Annotated in this window: 13 protein-coding genes and 3 pseudogenes; 4 read left to right on the top strand and 12 right to left on the bottom strand. The window is 62.5% G+C overall.

Annotated elements, in window-relative coordinates; genetic code table 11:
- Nucleotides 1-123: 123 nt before the first annotated feature.
- Nucleotides 124-249: pseudogene (locus H9Q09_RS22835) on the bottom strand (curlin); the annotation flags it as partial.
- Between the two features lie 232 nt (nucleotides 250-481).
- Between H9Q09_RS22835 and H9Q09_RS21785 the strand changes: the two are divergent.
- From H9Q09_RS21785 to H9Q09_RS21795, 3 genes are read left to right on the top strand one after another with little or no spacing between them, the layout of a single operon-like run.
- Nucleotides 482-673, top strand: coding sequence for a hypothetical protein (locus H9Q09_RS21785; RefSeq protein WP_187392808.1), 192 nt, complete (start codon nucleotides 482-484; stop codon nucleotides 671-673).
- Nucleotides 670-846 carry a hypothetical protein gene (locus H9Q09_RS21790; protein ID WP_187392809.1) on the top strand — a complete coding sequence of 59 codons (177 nt, stop codon included), beginning with the start codon at nucleotides 670-672 and terminating at the stop codon, nucleotides 844-846. The genes H9Q09_RS21785 and H9Q09_RS21790 overlap by 4 nt, the downstream gene beginning before the upstream one ends.
- A gap of 51 nt (nucleotides 847-897) precedes the next feature.
- Entirely contained in the window at nucleotides 898-1,092 is a 195-nt protein-coding gene (locus H9Q09_RS21795) for a hypothetical protein (RefSeq protein WP_187392820.1), read from the top strand.
- A 9-nt stretch (nucleotides 1,093-1,101) separates the two neighbouring features.
- Here the strand turns inward: H9Q09_RS21795 and H9Q09_RS21800 are convergent.
- The 10 genes and pseudogenes from H9Q09_RS21800 to H9Q09_RS21845 form a co-directional block, all read right to left on the bottom strand.
- Nucleotides 1,102-1,402 (bottom strand): annotated as a pseudogene (locus H9Q09_RS21800) (NAD(P)-dependent oxidoreductase); the annotation flags it as partial.
- A 219-nt stretch (nucleotides 1,403-1,621) separates the two neighbouring features.
- Nucleotides 1,622-2,143 (bottom strand): DUF2478 domain-containing protein, encoded by a 522-nt coding sequence (locus tag H9Q09_RS21805; RefSeq protein ID WP_187392810.1) that lies wholly within the window; start codon nucleotides 2,141-2,143, stop codon nucleotides 1,622-1,624.
- A 12-nt stretch (nucleotides 2,144-2,155) separates the two neighbouring features.
- A complete protein-coding gene (gene glp, locus H9Q09_RS21810) occupies nucleotides 2,156-3,436 on the bottom strand; it encodes a gephyrin-like molybdotransferase Glp (RefSeq protein WP_187392811.1) in 1,281 nt (426 codons plus the stop codon).
- Complete coding sequence (locus tag H9Q09_RS21815) at nucleotides 3,433-4,050, bottom strand: carbonic anhydrase (protein ID WP_187392812.1); 618 nt, start codon at nucleotides 4,048-4,050, stop codon at nucleotides 3,433-3,435. Before H9Q09_RS21815 ends, glp begins: the two co-directional genes overlap by 4 nt.
- Nucleotides 4,051-4,192: 142 nt before the next feature.
- Nucleotides 4,193-5,008: a peptidylprolyl isomerase gene (locus tag H9Q09_RS21820; protein ID WP_187392813.1), complete on the bottom strand. Its 816-nt coding sequence runs from the start codon at nucleotides 5,006-5,008 to the stop codon at nucleotides 4,193-4,195.
- Nucleotides 5,009-5,013: 5 nt separating this feature from the next.
- Nucleotides 5,014-5,790 carry a respiratory nitrate reductase subunit gamma gene (narI, locus tag H9Q09_RS21825; RefSeq protein WP_187392814.1) on the bottom strand — a complete coding sequence of 259 codons (777 nt, stop codon included), beginning with the start codon at nucleotides 5,788-5,790 and terminating at the stop codon, nucleotides 5,014-5,016.
- A gap of 1 nt (nucleotide 5,791) precedes the next feature.
- On the bottom strand, nucleotides 5,792-6,496 hold the full coding sequence (narJ, locus tag H9Q09_RS21830) for a nitrate reductase molybdenum cofactor assembly chaperone (protein ID WP_246716279.1): 705 nt from the start codon (nucleotides 6,494-6,496) through the stop codon (nucleotides 5,792-5,794).
- Nucleotides 6,496-8,022 (bottom strand): nitrate reductase subunit beta, encoded by a 1,527-nt coding sequence (gene narH / locus H9Q09_RS21835; RefSeq protein ID WP_187392815.1) that lies wholly within the window; start codon nucleotides 8,020-8,022, stop codon nucleotides 6,496-6,498. The genes narJ and narH overlap by 1 nt, the downstream gene beginning before the upstream one ends.
- Nucleotides 8,019-11,765 carry a nitrate reductase subunit alpha gene (locus tag H9Q09_RS21840; RefSeq protein ID WP_187392816.1) on the bottom strand — a complete coding sequence of 1,249 codons (3,747 nt, stop codon included), beginning with the start codon at nucleotides 11,763-11,765 and terminating at the stop codon, nucleotides 8,019-8,021. Before H9Q09_RS21840 ends, narH begins: the two co-directional genes overlap by 4 nt.
- A 64-nt stretch (nucleotides 11,766-11,829) precedes the next feature.
- Nucleotides 11,830-14,553, bottom strand: coding sequence for an MFS transporter (locus H9Q09_RS21845; protein ID WP_187392817.1), 2,724 nt, complete (start codon nucleotides 14,551-14,553; stop codon nucleotides 11,830-11,832).
- A gap of 250 nt (nucleotides 14,554-14,803) precedes the next feature.
- Between H9Q09_RS21845 and H9Q09_RS21850 the strand changes: the two genes are divergently transcribed.
- A complete protein-coding gene (locus H9Q09_RS21850) occupies nucleotides 14,804-15,502 on the top strand; it encodes a cyclic nucleotide-binding domain-containing protein (protein WP_187392818.1) in 699 nt (232 codons plus the stop codon).
- Nucleotides 15,503-15,792: 290 nt separating this feature from the next.
- Here H9Q09_RS21850 and H9Q09_RS21855 read toward each other — a convergent pair.
- Nucleotides 15,793-15,915: pseudogene (locus tag H9Q09_RS21855) on the bottom strand (IS481 family transposase); the annotation flags it as partial.

Genomic DNA, 15,915 nt, shown 5'->3' on the forward strand with positions numbered 1-15,915 from the left:
CAAGATCGATCCGATGGTAGGTCACGTGGATATCCTCATTGCTTGCACCGTGGTCACCACACCACGCCGCAAAAACAACGATCTCATCCACAGTTCGCAAGGCGGCTCACGCCGGAGGCACACCTGAGATCCGCCGGCGGAGTTCGACCAACCGTACTGGTCAAAACGCACGTCGTTGGCGGATGCTGGGGTTACGGCCGTCAGGCCGGCGAGAACAACGAGGGCGGAAGCAAGGGGCAAGCGGATCATCTGGGCATCTCCGACAAGAGCACATCGGCTCGAGATGGAATGACCCGAACTTGAACCCGGCGGCCGGAACCGTCGCTGAATATGTCGTTCATACCGCGTTCAGCGGCATACAATGACGGGGAGGACCGAAGGCGACGGGCAGGCTTCCGGGTGTCTCAGGCCGACGAGCAGTGTGTGGTGGAACCACAGCGGCTGTCCGAAACGTTCATTCTCTTCCACAGAGGAAAAGATCATGGCGAACACCAAGAGCGAAGCGTCCCGCGAGAACAGCGTTTTCGAGGACCCAGAGTCGCCCGACGTCAACGCGGGCAAGAGGCTGCCGCCCAAGGATGTGGATACGTCCCTAGGCGACGCCATCGAGGAGACGATGGACGAGGAGACTGACTCTCCCAAGGGTGATCCGGCCAGGGAGCGCTCGCGATGACTGTTGAAACCGAGATCCGGCAAGCGATCATCGACGAGTTGAAGCGACAGGCTGATAACAGCAGCTCTCAACTCACCGTCCAGACGACTAACGATCAGGTGACAATCAATGGACCAGTCAATCTCGACGATCTGGTGATGGTCGTGACGGGGGCGGTCGCCGGCGGCCCATGAGAACGAAATCAGCCCTCCGCCGTTTCTGATCTTCAGAGAAGGGAGATCGACATGACGAGTGATTCACTGGCAGGCCTCGGCAAGAAGGCGAAGGGTTACACAAAGGAGCTCGTGGCGGAGTTCACCGGCGACGCGCGACTTCAGGAAAAGGGCGGGCGCGAAATTGCCGAAGGTCGGCGGGAGGGCATCGCCTCGACGTCTGACGCGTCGTCCTCGGTCAGACCTCGAGGAAAGCCGGCTAGTTGACCGGGAGCATTCCGAGGTCGACGCGCCCAGATGCGGGGTGCAGACGACGTTCTCCAGACCGAACAGCACCGAATCCGTCGCCGGCTCGGTCTCGAACACCTCGACGCCCGGCACCGGCGACCTTACCCGACTTGATACCCTTGGCGAGATCGGCCTCGACGACGAGACCGCCGCGGGCGCAATTGATGATGCGCACACCGTCCTTCATCCTGGCGACCGCCGCCGCGTTGATGATGCCTTGGGTCTTGTCGGTCATCGGCGTGTGCAGGCTGATGAAGTCGGGGCGCTTGAACAGCTCGTCGAACTCGACGGCCCTTGCACCGTAGGTCGCACTGCAGCTTATGATGCTTTCGGGCACCCTTTGGAAGCTCCGGCTACTGGAATTCGTGGTCGTCTGCGAGGGTCGATGCTGGCGGCGGAACATCCGGCTCGAGCTAGAACGATCCCGGCCTGAACCAACGCGCTGGCGTAGGGCCAGATAACGAAGGCTGCGGCCACGAACGGTATTGATTAGAAGAGGCGGCTGAGATCAGGCAACCTTGGCCGCAGTCGCGGCCACGCCCTCCACCCAATCCTTGAGTGACGCGTGTTCGGGCGGCAATTGGATAGCCATTCCCCCCGCGAAAGCTTCGAAAGCCTCGTAATTCAACGCATTCAGGCCGACAAGGACAGGCACCTCCATCGCAATAGCTTGAGCGATCACGTCGCGAAACCCGCGCCCCTCTGCCTCGTGCTTGCCGAATTTGTTGATGATCAGCAGGTCGGCGCCCGACGAAAGTCGCGCCGCAACCAGCCCCACGGCCGTCTCCAGCGTGGCGGGGTCGAGGCGGCAACCGCGCGCCGATGGGCCAAGATCCTGGCTGATACGCAAGACGGGGCCATTCGGCAGAACCCGTACATCCATGTCGCAGGGACCGGCATCCGCACGCTCGGTGTTGATCTGAACGGTACCGCAGCATCTTAAGCCGCAGGCCGCGAGGTCGACAGCCAAGCCTTCAAGGATCAGGTCCGTATCGCCCCGCCCCGGCGCCATAGTAAATGCAAGCATCATGTTTCTGATCCCTCAGGTTTGGCAAAATGGTAGGAATTCAACGAGCGCTCCGGCAGGAAGGTGCTCGGCCTCCGCGGGCAGGAACATCAGCCCGTCCGCCTGCGGCAATCTTCCGACCCGGCCCGAATGGGTGGCGGCCTCGAAAGTGACGACGTCCCGGCCATGGGCGTCGACCCCGGCAAGCGTTGCGGGCCGCAATTCGCAACGGCCCGGCTTGCGACGGATGGCGGCGGCGGTGACGACAAGGCGTCGCGCCGGGCGGGAACAGGACTCGCCCGTAAGCCCCCGGATCAGCGCCGTGCCGAAAACCTGCCACGTGACAAGTGCCGCGAGCGGATTGCCAGGCAGACCAAGCCAGAACGCCGCGCCGATGCGCCCGAACGATACCGGCTTGCCCGGCTTGATAGCGACACCGCTGAACACGATCTCGCCGCCCAGACCGGCAAGGACGGGCTTCACATGATCCTCCTCCCCCACCGAGATCCCGCCAGTGGTGATGACGAGGTCGGCTCGGATCGCCAAGTCGTCGAGTTGCCGGCCAAGGCCCGAGCGGTTGTCCGCACCGTGGGCGGTGGCAACAAGGTCCAGGCACGCGCCACTCAGCGCGGCGGTCAGCATCGGCGTGTTGACGTCCCATATCTGCGCGGCTGCCCGGGACCCGCCCGCCTGGCGTATTTCATCTCCGCTCACAAGGAGCGCCACGCGCAGCCGCCGACGGACGCGAACGACACCCGCGCCGGCCGCGGCACAGGCGGCGATCTCCCTCGGACCAAGACGACTGCCTCGGTTCAGAACAGTCGCCCCCGCCGCCATGTCGCTGCCTGCCCGCCGGATGTTCAGGCCCGGTTCGGGGCGGCGGTGGAGATGAATATCGTCTTCGTCGCGGGTGACCTCTTCCTGCATCAAGACGGCATCTGCGCCTTCGGGGATCGGTGCGCCGGTGAAAATGCGGGCCGCCGATGCGCCGATGAGCTGTTTGGTGGTTCCCTGTCCTGCAGCAACGCGAGCAACCACCTTCAGCGCCCAGGGTCCGTTCCCGGTCAGGGCAGAGGACGAGACCGCATATCCGTCCATCGCAGCGTTGTCGAAAGCTGGGGCCATGGACAGTGACCGGACCGGTTGGGCCAGGATGCGGCCCGTAGCCTGGCCAAGAGAGACCGTTTCGGTCGTACCCATCGGGGCGGCACGCGCCGCGATTCTGCTCAGGGCCTCATCAATGCCGATCAAGGTCTTGAGCGTCACCTGCCCGTCGCAGCCCCATCCCGGCGACGCGATCGTCTGATGGATCGTCATTGTGCCGCCTCCTGTCCGAAATGGCCCGGTCCGATGCTGCAATCGAGGTCGCGCAGGCGCCCGTCCTTCAATCCGTAGATCAGACCGTGCACACGGACGTCCGCACCGCGGGTCCATGCCTTTTGCAGGATCGGCGTTTCGCCTACGCGGCGGACGCCCTCGACGACGTTCAATTCGGCCAGCCGGTCGCGTCTTCCGTCGTTGTCTGGCTCCCGTCCCAGATCGACAGCGTAGCTGCGAGCAAGGCGCCGGATCGGCTCCAGCCAGTGATCGGCCAGACCATGCGGCAGATCCTCTGTCGCGGCCTTGACCCCGCCACAGCCGTAATGGCCGCAGACGATGATTTCGCGCACGCTCAGCGCCTCCACCGCGAATTCAAGCGCGGACAGCAGGTTCATGTCCGAGGAATGCACGATATTGGCGACGTTGCGATGGACGAACACTTCGCCCGGGTCGAGGCCTGCAACCACATTTGCCGGAACCCGGCTGTCCGAACAACCGATCCAGAAGAACTCTGGGGCCTGTTGCGCGGCGAGCCGGGTGAAATACTCGGGTTCTTCGGCACGGCGTCGTGCCGACCAAGCCTGATTGCGCGCCAGAAGATCAGTTAGCATGCGTCGTCTCCGCAATCGGGGGGCAGTTCCCGTCGTGCCACATACGCTGCGACAGCGTCATCGGATCGACCCGGGTGAGGCGCATGCGCGATGGGCAGCAGGGAATGACCGCTCCCGCATTGCGCTGGCCCTGACGGCTTCATCACGCGTCCGTTCGCGCGATTCCGATCGGCGCAAGGCTTGCGCCGGTGATGGTTGCCCGGGCGGCAAGCGTCTCGATGAACTCTCGCGATGCCCGCGCCCAGGCAGTCTTTTCGAGCGCCTGTGCGATCTTGGGGCGGACGGTTTCATAGGGCAGAACCTGTCCCGGCGCCGTGGCGTTCAGGCGGATGATGTGCCAGCCATGTCGCGACAACACCGGGGCGGGTGTCGTTCCCCCGTCTGGCAGGGTGCGCAGAACGGCCTCGAACTCGGGAACGGTGTCGCCCGGACCAAGCTGGCCAAGATGCCCGCCGGAGGCCTTCGACCCGCAATCGCTTTCGCGGGCCAGAAAGGCGAAACCCTTCACGTCGCCATCCAGTCTTGCAAGAATGGCTTGCGCGCGCGCCTCGGCGATGACGCTCGCTGCTTTCTCGCGTGGATCGCAGGCGCACAGGATGTGCGATACATCCCACAGCGGCTCTGACCGGAAACGATCAGGGTCTCTCGCCCATTCGGCCTGAACCGCCTGGTCGGTCACCGGCGCAATCGTCAACGCCTCGTCCAGAACGGCGCGGATCATTGCTTCGTCCTCGGTCTCGACACGTCCTGGAGCCAGTTCCTCCGGGTCCGCGTCAAGCCCGCGAACCTTCGCCTCCTGCAGCAGAAGGGTGCGGATCGTCAGCGCCTGCGCCGCCTTGCGCCAAGCAATGCCGGGCCTGCCTTTGGGAGCGGTGTGGTTCTGGGCCTCGGCGGAAATTGCCGCCGAGGCAATGGTTTCGCCATTCACGACGACGTCTGCAAAAATGGCCGTTTTCATCGCCGTCACTCCGCAGGTGTCGTGGCCGAGGGACCGTGTTTGCCCTGCACCGCATCGTAAGCGCGACGGCGGTCCTCAAGCGGGCGGCGGCGACGCGAGCGCACCATCTGATAGCCCGGACGCAGCGTGACGTACCGGATCGGCACCGACAGCATGTGCACCAACCGGGTGAACGGGAACGCAGCCAGGATCACCATGCCCAGCAGGATATGAACCTTGTAGAGCCAGTGCACGTCGATGACCTGCGCCCAGGCGTTCAGTTGCAGGGTCATGACGCTTTGCGACCAGGTCATGAAGCGCACCATTTCCGAGCCGTCCATATGTTCGAGCGTCAGAATGATGGTACCAAGCCCGACAACCACCTGCAGCCAGAGCGCCACCAGAATGGCAATGTCGGCAAAGCTCGAATTGACCCGAATGCGGGCATCGAACAGTCGTCGGTGCAGCAGCATCGACGCCCCCACGAACGCCGCAAGGCCCGCCGCGCCTCCCAGGATCACCGCCACCCACTGTTTCAGGCCATAGGGAACGCCGAGCGCATCCAGTACCCAGATCGGGGTGAAGAGCCCGATGAGGTGGCCGAAAAACAGCACGATGATGCCGACATGGAACAGCACCGATCCCCAAATCAGTTGTTTGCGGCGAAGGAGCTGACTGGACGAGGTCTTCCAGGTGAACGGGTCACGTTCGTAACGCGCAATGGTGCCGATCAGGGCCACTGCGAGAACCGCATAGGGCAGGATGCCGAAGATCAGGTAGTCGATGTCGAAATTCCCGAACATGTCAGACGCTCCTATTCAGTATCTTGGGGGCGGGCGTGTCCATCATGGCCAGCATGTCGCGGACCTGTGGGCATCCGGCATTCGGGTCGGGGCCGAAGGTGACTTCCGCTTCCTCCCAGACCGCGTCGAGCGCGGCGAGGTCGTTCGGGTCGTCGTCGGGCTGGGACAGCATTCCCGCCAGTGCCTCGGCGTCCGCTTCTGTTCCCGCAAGCTGCGACAGCGCGGTGAAGGCGTCGGCGTATCCGCTTCCGCGCCGCACCAGACGGGTGTCGATCGCGTCGAGGATATGCGCCGCATCCGCCAGGATATCGCGTGCTTCCGCGACGGGCCGCGTCGAGAGGAATTCCAGCAGCACCGGCAAATGGTCAGGCAGTTCGGTGGTGGCGGGCTCGAACCCGCCCTCCCGGTAGGTCTCGACCAGACTCACCATTGCACCGCCCCGGTCGCGGCTTTCACCATGGACATGTTCGAACAGATTCAGCGACAGGGTGCGCGACCGGTCGAACAGCATCACATAGCTTTCCTGCAGGTCGTAAAGGTCGCCCTGCTCCAGACCCTTGGTCAACCTCTGCAGCGCGACCCGCGTGTCGGGTTTGATCCGTAGATCGGCGGACAGAACTGCCCCGATTTCGGGCATGGCCGCCTGCAGTTCGTCCGTCGGATAGCTCAGGATCAGCGACAGCGCCTTGAGCGTACGGTCCATCATCAGAATGACTCCAGCGGCAGGGCAAAGCTCTTCTTCTTGCCGCCGAAGATGGTCGTCTTGCCGGTGCTGCCGCTGGAACATCCGTTGCCGTCGGTGAACCCGCATCCGCCCTTGAGTTCCGCGCCCGCTTCGTTCTGTTCGCGGTGCGCCGTGGGGATGGCGAAGCGGTCTTCGTAATCGGCAATGGCCATGATCTTGTACATGTCCTCGATCATCCGGCCCGACATGCCGACGCGGGCGGCGATGCCTTCGTCGCGCACGCCGTCCACGGTCAGGGCGCGCATGTAGAGCCGCATGGCCGACATCCGTTCCAGCGCACCCACGATCGGTTCCTCGTCGCCCGCCGTCAGCATGTTGGCGAGGTACTGCACCGGAATGCGCAAGCTGCGCACGTCGGGCATCTGGTCGCTCATGGCGATCTGACCGGCCTGTGCGGCGTTCTGGATCGGTGACAGCGGCGGGATGTACCAGACCATCGGCAGCGTCCGGTATTCGGGATGCAGCGGGAAGGCGACCTTCCACTCCATCGCCATCTTCCAGATCGGGCTGACTTTCGCGGACTCGATCCAATCCTCGGGCACGCCGTCGCGGCGCGCCCCAGCGATCACCTCAGGGTCGTTCGGGTCGAGGAACACGTCCAGTTGCGCCCCGTAAAGATCGGTTTCGCGTTCGGAACTGGCCGCGGCCTCGATCTTGTCGGCATCATACAGGATGACGCCCAGATAGCGGATGCGCCCCACGCAGGTTTCAGAACAGACCGTCGGCTGACCGCTTTCGATACGCGGGTAGCAGAAGGTGCATTTCTCGGATTTGCCGGATTCCCAGTTGTAATAGATCTTCTTGTAGGGACAGCCCGAGATGCACATCCGCCAGCCCCGGCATTTTTCCTGGTCGATCAGGACGATCCCGTCCTCTTCACGCTTGTAGATCGCGCCGGATGGACAAGCTGCCGAGCATGTCGGGTTCAGACAATGCTCGCACAGGCGGGGCAGATACATCATGAAGGTATTTTCATACTCCCCATAGATCTTTTTCTGGATATTCTCGAAGTTGTAGTCCTTGGACCGTTTCGAGAATTCGCCGCCCAGGATTTCTTCCCAGTTCGGGCCCTTCTCGATCTTTTCCATCCGCTCTCCGGTAATCTTCGACCGGGGGCGCGCTGTGGGAAAGGCATCCATGTCGGGCGCCGATTTCAGATGATCATAGTCGAAATCGAACGGTTCGTAGTAATCGTCGATCTCGGGCAGGTCGGGGTTGGCAAAAATATTCGCGAGGATCCGCCACTTGCTGCCCTGCTTGGGATGCAGCTTGCCGGATTTCGACCGGGCCCATCCGCCGTTCCAGCGCTTCTGGTTCTCCCAATCGGTGGGATAGCCAGTGCCGGGTTTGGTCTCGACGTTGTTGAACCAGGCGTATTCGACGCCTTCGCGGCTGGTCCAGACGTTCTTGCAGGTGACCGAGCAAGTGTGGCACCCGATGCATTTATCCAGGTTCAGGACCTTGCCGATTTGCGCGCGAACTCTCATTCCGCAGCCTCCACTTTCGGGGTTGTCGGCTGATCCAGCCAGTCAATCTTTTTCATCTTGCGGACAATGACGAATTCGTCGCGATTGCTGCCCACAGTGCCGTAATAGTTGAAGCCGTAGCTCAGCTGCGCATAGCCGCCGATCATGTGCGTCGGCTTGAGCGTGGTGCGGGTGACCGAGTTATGGATGCCGCCGCGATGGCCGGTCTTTTCCGATCCGGGCGTGTTCACGATCTTTTCCTGCGCGTGATACATGAACAGAGTGCCCTGCTTGATCCGCTGCGACACCACAACGCGCGCGGTCAGTGCGCCGTTGATGTTGTAGGCTTCGACCCAGTCGTTATCGACCAGCCCCGCCTTCTGCGCGTCCATCTCAGACATCCACACGACAGGACCGCCCCGGTTCAGGGTCAGCATCAGCAGGTTGTCGGTGTAGGTGCTGTGAATGCCCCACTTCTGGTGCGGCGTGATGAAGTTCAGCACGACGTGCGGGCTGCCTTCGGCGGCGTCGTTGTTGACGGCCTTGGTGATGGTCTTCAAGTCCACCGGCGGGCGATAGCTGACGAAGCCTTCACCAAAGGCCCGCATCCACAGGTGATCCTGGTAAAGCTGCTGACGCCCGGTCAGCGTCCGCCACGGGATCAGTTCGTGCACGTTGGTGTAGCCCGCGTTGTAGCAGACCGTTTCGCTCTCGATGCCTGACCAGGTGGGCGAGGAAATGATCTTGCGCGGTTGGGCCGCGATGTCGCGGAAGCGGATCTTGGTGTGATGGGCGCCTTCGGCCAGATGAGCGTGGTGACGGCCGGTCGGCTTTTCCAGCTCTTCCCATGCTTTGACGGCCACTTCGCCGTTGGTCTCGGGCGCAAGCATCAAGATCATCTCCGCCGCGTCGATGGCAGTTTCCAGCTTTGCGTGCCCCTTCGAGACCCCCTCATCCAGCACGACACCGTTCAGGTCGCGCAGGTGCCCCACCTCGACCTTGGTGTCCCAGTTGATCCCCTTGCCGCCATTACCCAGCTTTTCAAGCAGTGGCCCGACAGAGGTGAACTTCTTGTAGAGATTTGGATAATCCCGTTCGACGGAGATATAGTTCGGCGCGGTCTTGCCCGGGATCAGATCGCATTCACCCTTTTTCCAGTCCTTCACATGGGCCTGCGCCAGTTCGCCGGGCGTGTCGTGCAGCAGCGGAAGCTGAACGATGTCGGTTTCGACACCCAGGACCTCGGGCGCCACCTCCGAGAACTTCCGTGCGATCGACTTGAAGATTTCCCAGTCGGACTTGCTCTCATAGGCCGGGTCCACTGCCGCCTGCAGCGGGTGGATGAACGGATGCATGTCGGAGGTGTTCAGGTCGTCCTTTTCGTACCAGCTGGCCGTCGGCAGGACGATGTCGGAGTAGACGCAGGTGGTGGACATGCGGAAGTCGATGGTCACCAGCAGGTCGAGCTTGCCCTTCGGCGCCTCGTCGTGCCAGACGGCCTCCTTCGGCATCACGCCGCCCTCCTCGCCCAGGTCCTTGCCCATGACGCCGTGGTCCGTGCCCAGCAGGTGCTTAAGGAAGTATTCGTGCCCCTTGCCGCTCGACCCCAGCAGGTTTGACCGCCAGACGAACAGGTTGCGCGGCCAGTTTTCCGGTGCATCCGGGTCTTCGCAGGACATTTGCAGATCGCCGGATTTCAGCTGCTCGGCGACGTAGTCCTTAATGTCCTTGCCCGACGCCTTCGCAGCTTTCGCCACCTCCAGCGGGTTGGTCTTCAGCTGCGGGGCGGACGGCAGCCAGCCCATCCGTTCAGCCCGGATATTGTAGTCGATCAGGCTGATGTCCCAATCGCCCTCGGGAGCGGTGGGCGACAGGATCTCGTCAGCCCGCAATGTCTCATAACGCCACTGGTCGGTGTGGGCGTACCAGCACGAGGTCGAGTTCATGTGCCGCGGCGGACGGCTCCAGTCCAGCGCGAAAGCCAGCGGCTGCCAGCCGGTCTGCGGGCGCAGCTTTTCCTGCCCCACATAGTGCGACCAGCCGCCCCCCTCCTGTCCGATACAGCCGCACATCACCAGCATGTTGATGATGCCGCGATAGGCCATGTCCATGTGGTACCAGTGGTTCAGACCGGCCCCGAGGATGACCATGGATTTGCCATGGGTCTTTTCCGCATTGCCCGCGAACTCGCGAGCCACCGCGATGATCTTCTCACGGTCAACGCCGGTGATCTTTTCGGCCCAGGCCGGGGTATATGGGCTGTCACCGTCGAAATCCTTCGACACCCAGTCGCCACCAAGGCCACGATCAAGGCCGTAGTTGCCGCAGAACAGGTCGAACACGGTGGCGACAAGCACATCCTTGCCATTGGCGAGCGTGATCCGCCGGGCGGGGATGTTGCGGGTCAGAACCTCGGGGTGGTCGCATTTCACGAAATCGCCGGTGGCCGCACCGCCAAAATACGGGAAATCGACGCCCACCACCTCGTCATGATCTCCGTCCATGATCTGGCTCAGGCGCAGTCGGGCTTCAGCCCCCTTGGCGCGCTGTTCAAGGTTCCACTTGCCTGTCTCATTCCAGCGGAACCCGATGGAGCCGTTGGGCGCCACGACCTGACCGCTGGCCTCGTCAAGGGCGACCGTCTTCCAGTCGGGGTTGTTGGTCTCGCCGAGCTTGCCGTCGAAATCCTCCGCGCGCAGCATCCGGCCCGGCACGAGGTGCCCGCCCCTTTCGTCAAGCCGCACCAGCATCGGCATGTCGGTGTACTTTCGGGCGTAGTCCTCGAAATACTCGGCCTGCCGGTCTAGGTGGAACTCGCGCAGGATCACGTGGCCCATTGCCATCGCCAACGCCGCGTCGGTGCCGGCCTGGGGGTTCAGCCAGATGTCGCCGAATTTGGCGGCCTCGGAATAGTCAGGGCTGACAACGGCGGACTTGGTGCCGCGATAGCGGACTTCGGTATAGAAGTGCGCATCGGGCGTGCGGGTCTGCGGTACGTTCGAGCCCCAGAGCATCAGGAAGCCCGCATTGTACCAGTCAGCGCTTTCCGGCACGTCGGTCTGTTCGCCCCAGGTTTGGGGTGACGCGGGCGGCAGATCGCAATACCAGTCGTAAAACGACATGCAGGTACCGCCCAGCAGGCTCAGGTAGCGCGAGCCCGCCGCATAGCTGACCATCGACATCGCTGGGATCGGGGAGAACCCGAAGACGCGATCAGGGCCGTAGGTCTTGGCGGTATAGGCATTGGCGGCGGCGACAATCTCGGTCGCCTCCTCCCACGACGCGCGCACGAAACCGCCTTTGCCGCGCGCCTTGGTGTAGGAGGCGCGCAGAACCGGATCGTTCTGGATCGTCGCCCAGGCCGCGACGGGCGTCATGGTCTCGCGCATGCGGCGCCAAACGCGCATCAGGCTGCCCCGGATCAGCGGGTTCTTCACGCGGTTGGCGGAATAGAGATACCAGCTGTAGGACGCGCCCCGCGCACAGCCGCGCGGTTCATGGTTGGGCAGGCCCGCACGGGTGCGCGGATAATCGGTCTGCTGCGTCTCCCACGTGACGATGCCGGATTTGACATAGATCTTCCACGAACAGGATCCGGTGCAGTTCACCCCATGGGTCGAGCGGACAATCTTGTCGTGCCGCCAGCGGTTTCTGTAGGTCTCTTCCCAGTCTCGGCTCTCGCGGGTTGTCTGACCCCACCCGTCCGAAAACGTCTCCAGCTCCTTGCTCTGGAAGAAGTTCAGTCTGTCGAGCAGATGGCTCATCTTGGCTTCCTTTCGGGTGTCCGGTCCGGTGAGACAACTTGCACCGACCGAGTGTTCGCTTGGGTCATTGGGCGGACTGGGGCGCAGCACTCGCGGGCCTGCCCCCGAGTTCGATGTCGTGCAGCAGGCCGCCGGGCCGCGTGTAGACAGCCCAGGTGATCACGACGCAGATCACGTAGAAGATCAGAAAGCCCCAGAGCGCATCCACGGCGGAACCGGTCATCGCGATGGATGTGCCGTAGGCCTTGGGGATGAAGAAGGCGCCGTAGGCGGCGATGGCCGAGGTGAAGGCGACAATCGCACCCGATTCCATGGCGATCTGCCGCTTGCGCTCGTCCACGCCCAGATGCGGCATCAGGCGTGGCACCTCGCGCCCCATGATCACCGGGATCATCTGGAAGGTGGAGGCATTGCCGACACCGGTCAGGAAGAACAGCGCCATGAAACAAGCGAAGAAGCCGATGAAGGACCCGAGCCCGAGGAAGGAAATCACACCGAACGTGGCAGCGATCATTCCCAGGAAGGTCCAGAAGGTGACCCGCCCCCCGCCGAACCGGTCGCTGATCCATCCGGTCGCGGCGCGGCTCAGCGCCCCCACCAGCGGCCCCAGGAACACGTAGTTCAGCGCATTCACCTCGGGAAAGGCCAGCTTGGTCAGCAGCGGGAAGCCGGCGGAGTAGCCGATGAAGCTGCCAAACGTGCCGGTATAGAGGATGCACATCAGCCAGTTGTGCCGACGCCCGAAGATCACCGCCTGGTCGGCAAAGCTGGCGCGGGCATCGGCGATGTCGCTCATGCCCAGCCAGGCGGCGATCGTGGCCGCGATGATGAACGGCACCCAGACGAAACCCGCGTTCTGCATCCAGAGCTGTCCGCCGTCCGACATGGTCTGCGGCTGCCCGCCCAGTGCCCCGAAGACGCCCGCCGTGATGACGATGGGCACGAGGAACTGCATGACGGACACGCCCAGATTGCCGAGGCCTGCGTTCAATGCCAGCGCGTTGCCCTTTTCCGCCTTCGGGAAGAAGTATCCGATGTTGGCCATGGACGAGGCGAAATTGCCGCCGCCGAATCCGCACAGAAGTGCCAGAGTGAGGAAAAGCAGATAAGGTGTGTCGGGGTTCTGCACCGCGTAGCCGATGCCCAGCGCCGGCAGCAGCAGCGATGCGGTCGACAGCGTCGTCCACAACCGCCCGCCGAAGATCGGCACCATGAAGCTGTAGAAGATGCGCAACGTAGCCCCGGAAAGACCCGGCAGGGCCGCCAGCCAGAACAGCTGGCTCGGCGTGAAGTCGAACCCGATCGCCGGCAGTCGGGCGACGACGACCGACCACACCATCCAGACCGAGAAGGCCAGCAGCAGCGCCGGGATCGATATCCACAGGTTGCGCCGTGCCACCGCCCGGCCCCTTTCTTCCCAGAACACCGGGTCTTCGGGGCGCCAGTCGTCAAGGACACGCGGCATGGCCGTGCGCTCGGCGTGGTGGATGTCCTGCATTTCTGGCAATTGCGGCAAGCGGTCGAGCGCCTCGCCATGCGCGCCGCGTTCCATGGCCCGGATCGACAGGTGCATCCAGGTCAGCGCAACGGCGACCAGAACAAACAGCAGCGCGAAGCACGAGGTGTAGATGCCCGTAAGGTCTAGCAGCGCGCCGAAGCCGATGGGCAGGATGAACCCGCCAAGGCCGCCGATCATGCCGACGAGCCCTCCCACTGCCCCGACGTGGCGTGGATAGTAAACCGGGATGTGCTTGAAGACCGCCGCCTTGCCGAGGCTCATGAAAAAGCCGAGCGCGAACAGGGTGGCGACGAAAGGCCATAGCCCCATGCTGGTCGAAAACGCGATCGGCCCGCCCTTGCTTTGGACGATGTAATCCGTGGGCGGGTAGGACAGCATGAACAGGAAGATCAGCGAGAAGCCGAAGGTCCAGTACATCACCGACCGCGCGCCGAACTTGTCGGACAGGTGCCCACCATAGGCGCGAAACAGCGAGGCCGAGAGGCTGAAGGATGCCGCCGCCATGCCCGCGGTGCGCACGTCGACGCCGTAGACCTCGATTAGATAGTGCGGCAGCCACAACGCCAGTGCGACGAAGGCGCCGAAGACGAAGAAATAGTAGAGCGAGAAGCGCCAGACCTGCAGGTTCTTCAGCGGCGCGAATTGCTCGGCAAACGACGGGGCCCTGGCGCCCGTCCGGCGCCGCTCGACCAGTTCGGGGTCGTCCTTGGCCAGCAGGAAGAACAGCACGCCGATCAAGGCCAGACCCGCCGCCCACACATAGGCGACGCCGTGCCAGCCGAAGGCGACCATGACGAAGGGAGCGACGAACTTGGTGACCGCCGCGCCGACATTGCCGGCGCCGAAGATGCCAAGGGCCGTGCCCTGGTGGCCCGCATCGTACCAGCGGCTGACATAGGCCACGCCGATGATGAAGGACCCGCCCGCGAGCCCGATGCCAAGCGCTGCGATAAGATACATGGTGTAGCTGTCCGCCAGCGTCAGCGCCCATGTGGCAATCGCGGTCAGGATCATCTGGCCCGAGAAGACGAGCCGCCCGCCGTATTTCTCGGTCCAGACGCCGAGAAACAGGCGGGTAATGGAGCCGGTCAGGATTGGCGTTGCCACCAGCAGACCGAACTGCGTATCGGTCAGGCCTAGTTCGGCTTGGATGGCGACACCGATGATCGAGAAAATCGTCCAGACAGCAAAACAGGCGGTGAATGCGATCGTGCTCAGGCTCAAGGCGCGCGTTTGGTCGATGCTTGAGGCTGTGGCTACGGTCTGCATGGCAGTGTCTCCGGCAGGATGGCGCTCACCCCGAGCAGGGGTTCATCGCCAGACCTGAGGCCGGAGCGGCCCGGATGATTTGATCCAGATCAGGTGAACGGAGAAAGCGTAGAGAAATAAACGCCCTAACAAACTAAATCACTTGCTTGCTGGCGATCGGTCAAGGCTTGGCCTGATCAGATCATTTATTTAATTGACATTTATCAATCTATGTATTGATATCGGTCGCGCTAGGCGCCGGAGAGATGGCATGCCCGACTCAGAACACCGGGATATTCGCGAACTCGATCTTTTCGCACATATGCTGCATGAGCATTTCGCCGTGTTAATGCGCGGGGCATACGTTCAGAATTTTCCAGCGCAGATCGAATTGATTACGGAAGGCGAACCGTGTGATTTCCTTCATATCGTTCTCTCCGGTTCGGTTGATCTGTTCTCGGAGTGGAATGGCAGGGTTACTAGTATGGCAACCGTGCGGCCCATCTCGACCTTCATCCTTGCCGCGACGATCCGGGACGCGCCGTATCTGATGTCGGCCCGAACGCTGGAGAAGAGCCGCATCGCGCTTATTCCAAGCCAGGACGTGCGGGCCATTTTTGACGTCGATAGCAACTTTGCCCGCGCGATCGTGGCCGAGCTTGCCCAATGCTACCGTTCATTCATCAAGGCACAAAAAGACCTCAAGCTCAGAACCTCGCTTGAACGCCTCGCAAATTTCCTGTTGCGGCAACAAAGGCGAGCCGGTGGTGGGGCTGCGTTCGAACTGGACTTCGAAAAGCGGCGCCTTGCATCCGTGCTGGGAATGACGCCGGAAAACTTGAGTCGCGCCTTCAAAGGGCTTCAGCCCTATGGTGTCAAAGTCAATGGTACCTGCATCACCATAGCAGACCAGGCAGACCTCCAGCAGTTTGCCAAGCCAAATCCCTTGATCGATGACGTCTCGACCTGAAGTGATGCAGCGGATGCGCCATAGCGGCGTCTTGTATGCCATGACGGTCCGTAGCTCTGCGTCATGCGGGTGCCAATCAAGGCGGTCATTTCAGAACCGGACCTGCAAAGTTTTCTGAGTGCAGGGGGCCGATATCCGACTGGCGGCTTCAGAGCCGTGGATATTATGCAGCTGCCTTTTGAGTTCCGATCTCCCTCGGGAATGATTTCCGGTTCAGCATTGGGCCGAAAGCGGACCGGCATCTTTCGAGCCTCCACGACGAGAAGGCTGCCCTCCGGCTCTCGACCCTTCTAGGTGTTTAGTCCCGGCATTTGGTGGATTGGATCGAGCGTGAATCGTTCTGGTTCTGAAGTCCATCGTTTGCAGATGAACTCGTAGGGCGTGAGGCCCTTCAGGGTCTTGAGGCGCCGGGC

The organism is Aurantimonas sp. DM33-3, from assembly GCF_014334315.1.
Lineage (GTDB): Bacteria > Pseudomonadota > Alphaproteobacteria > Rhizobiales > Rhizobiaceae > Aurantimonas > Aurantimonas coralicida.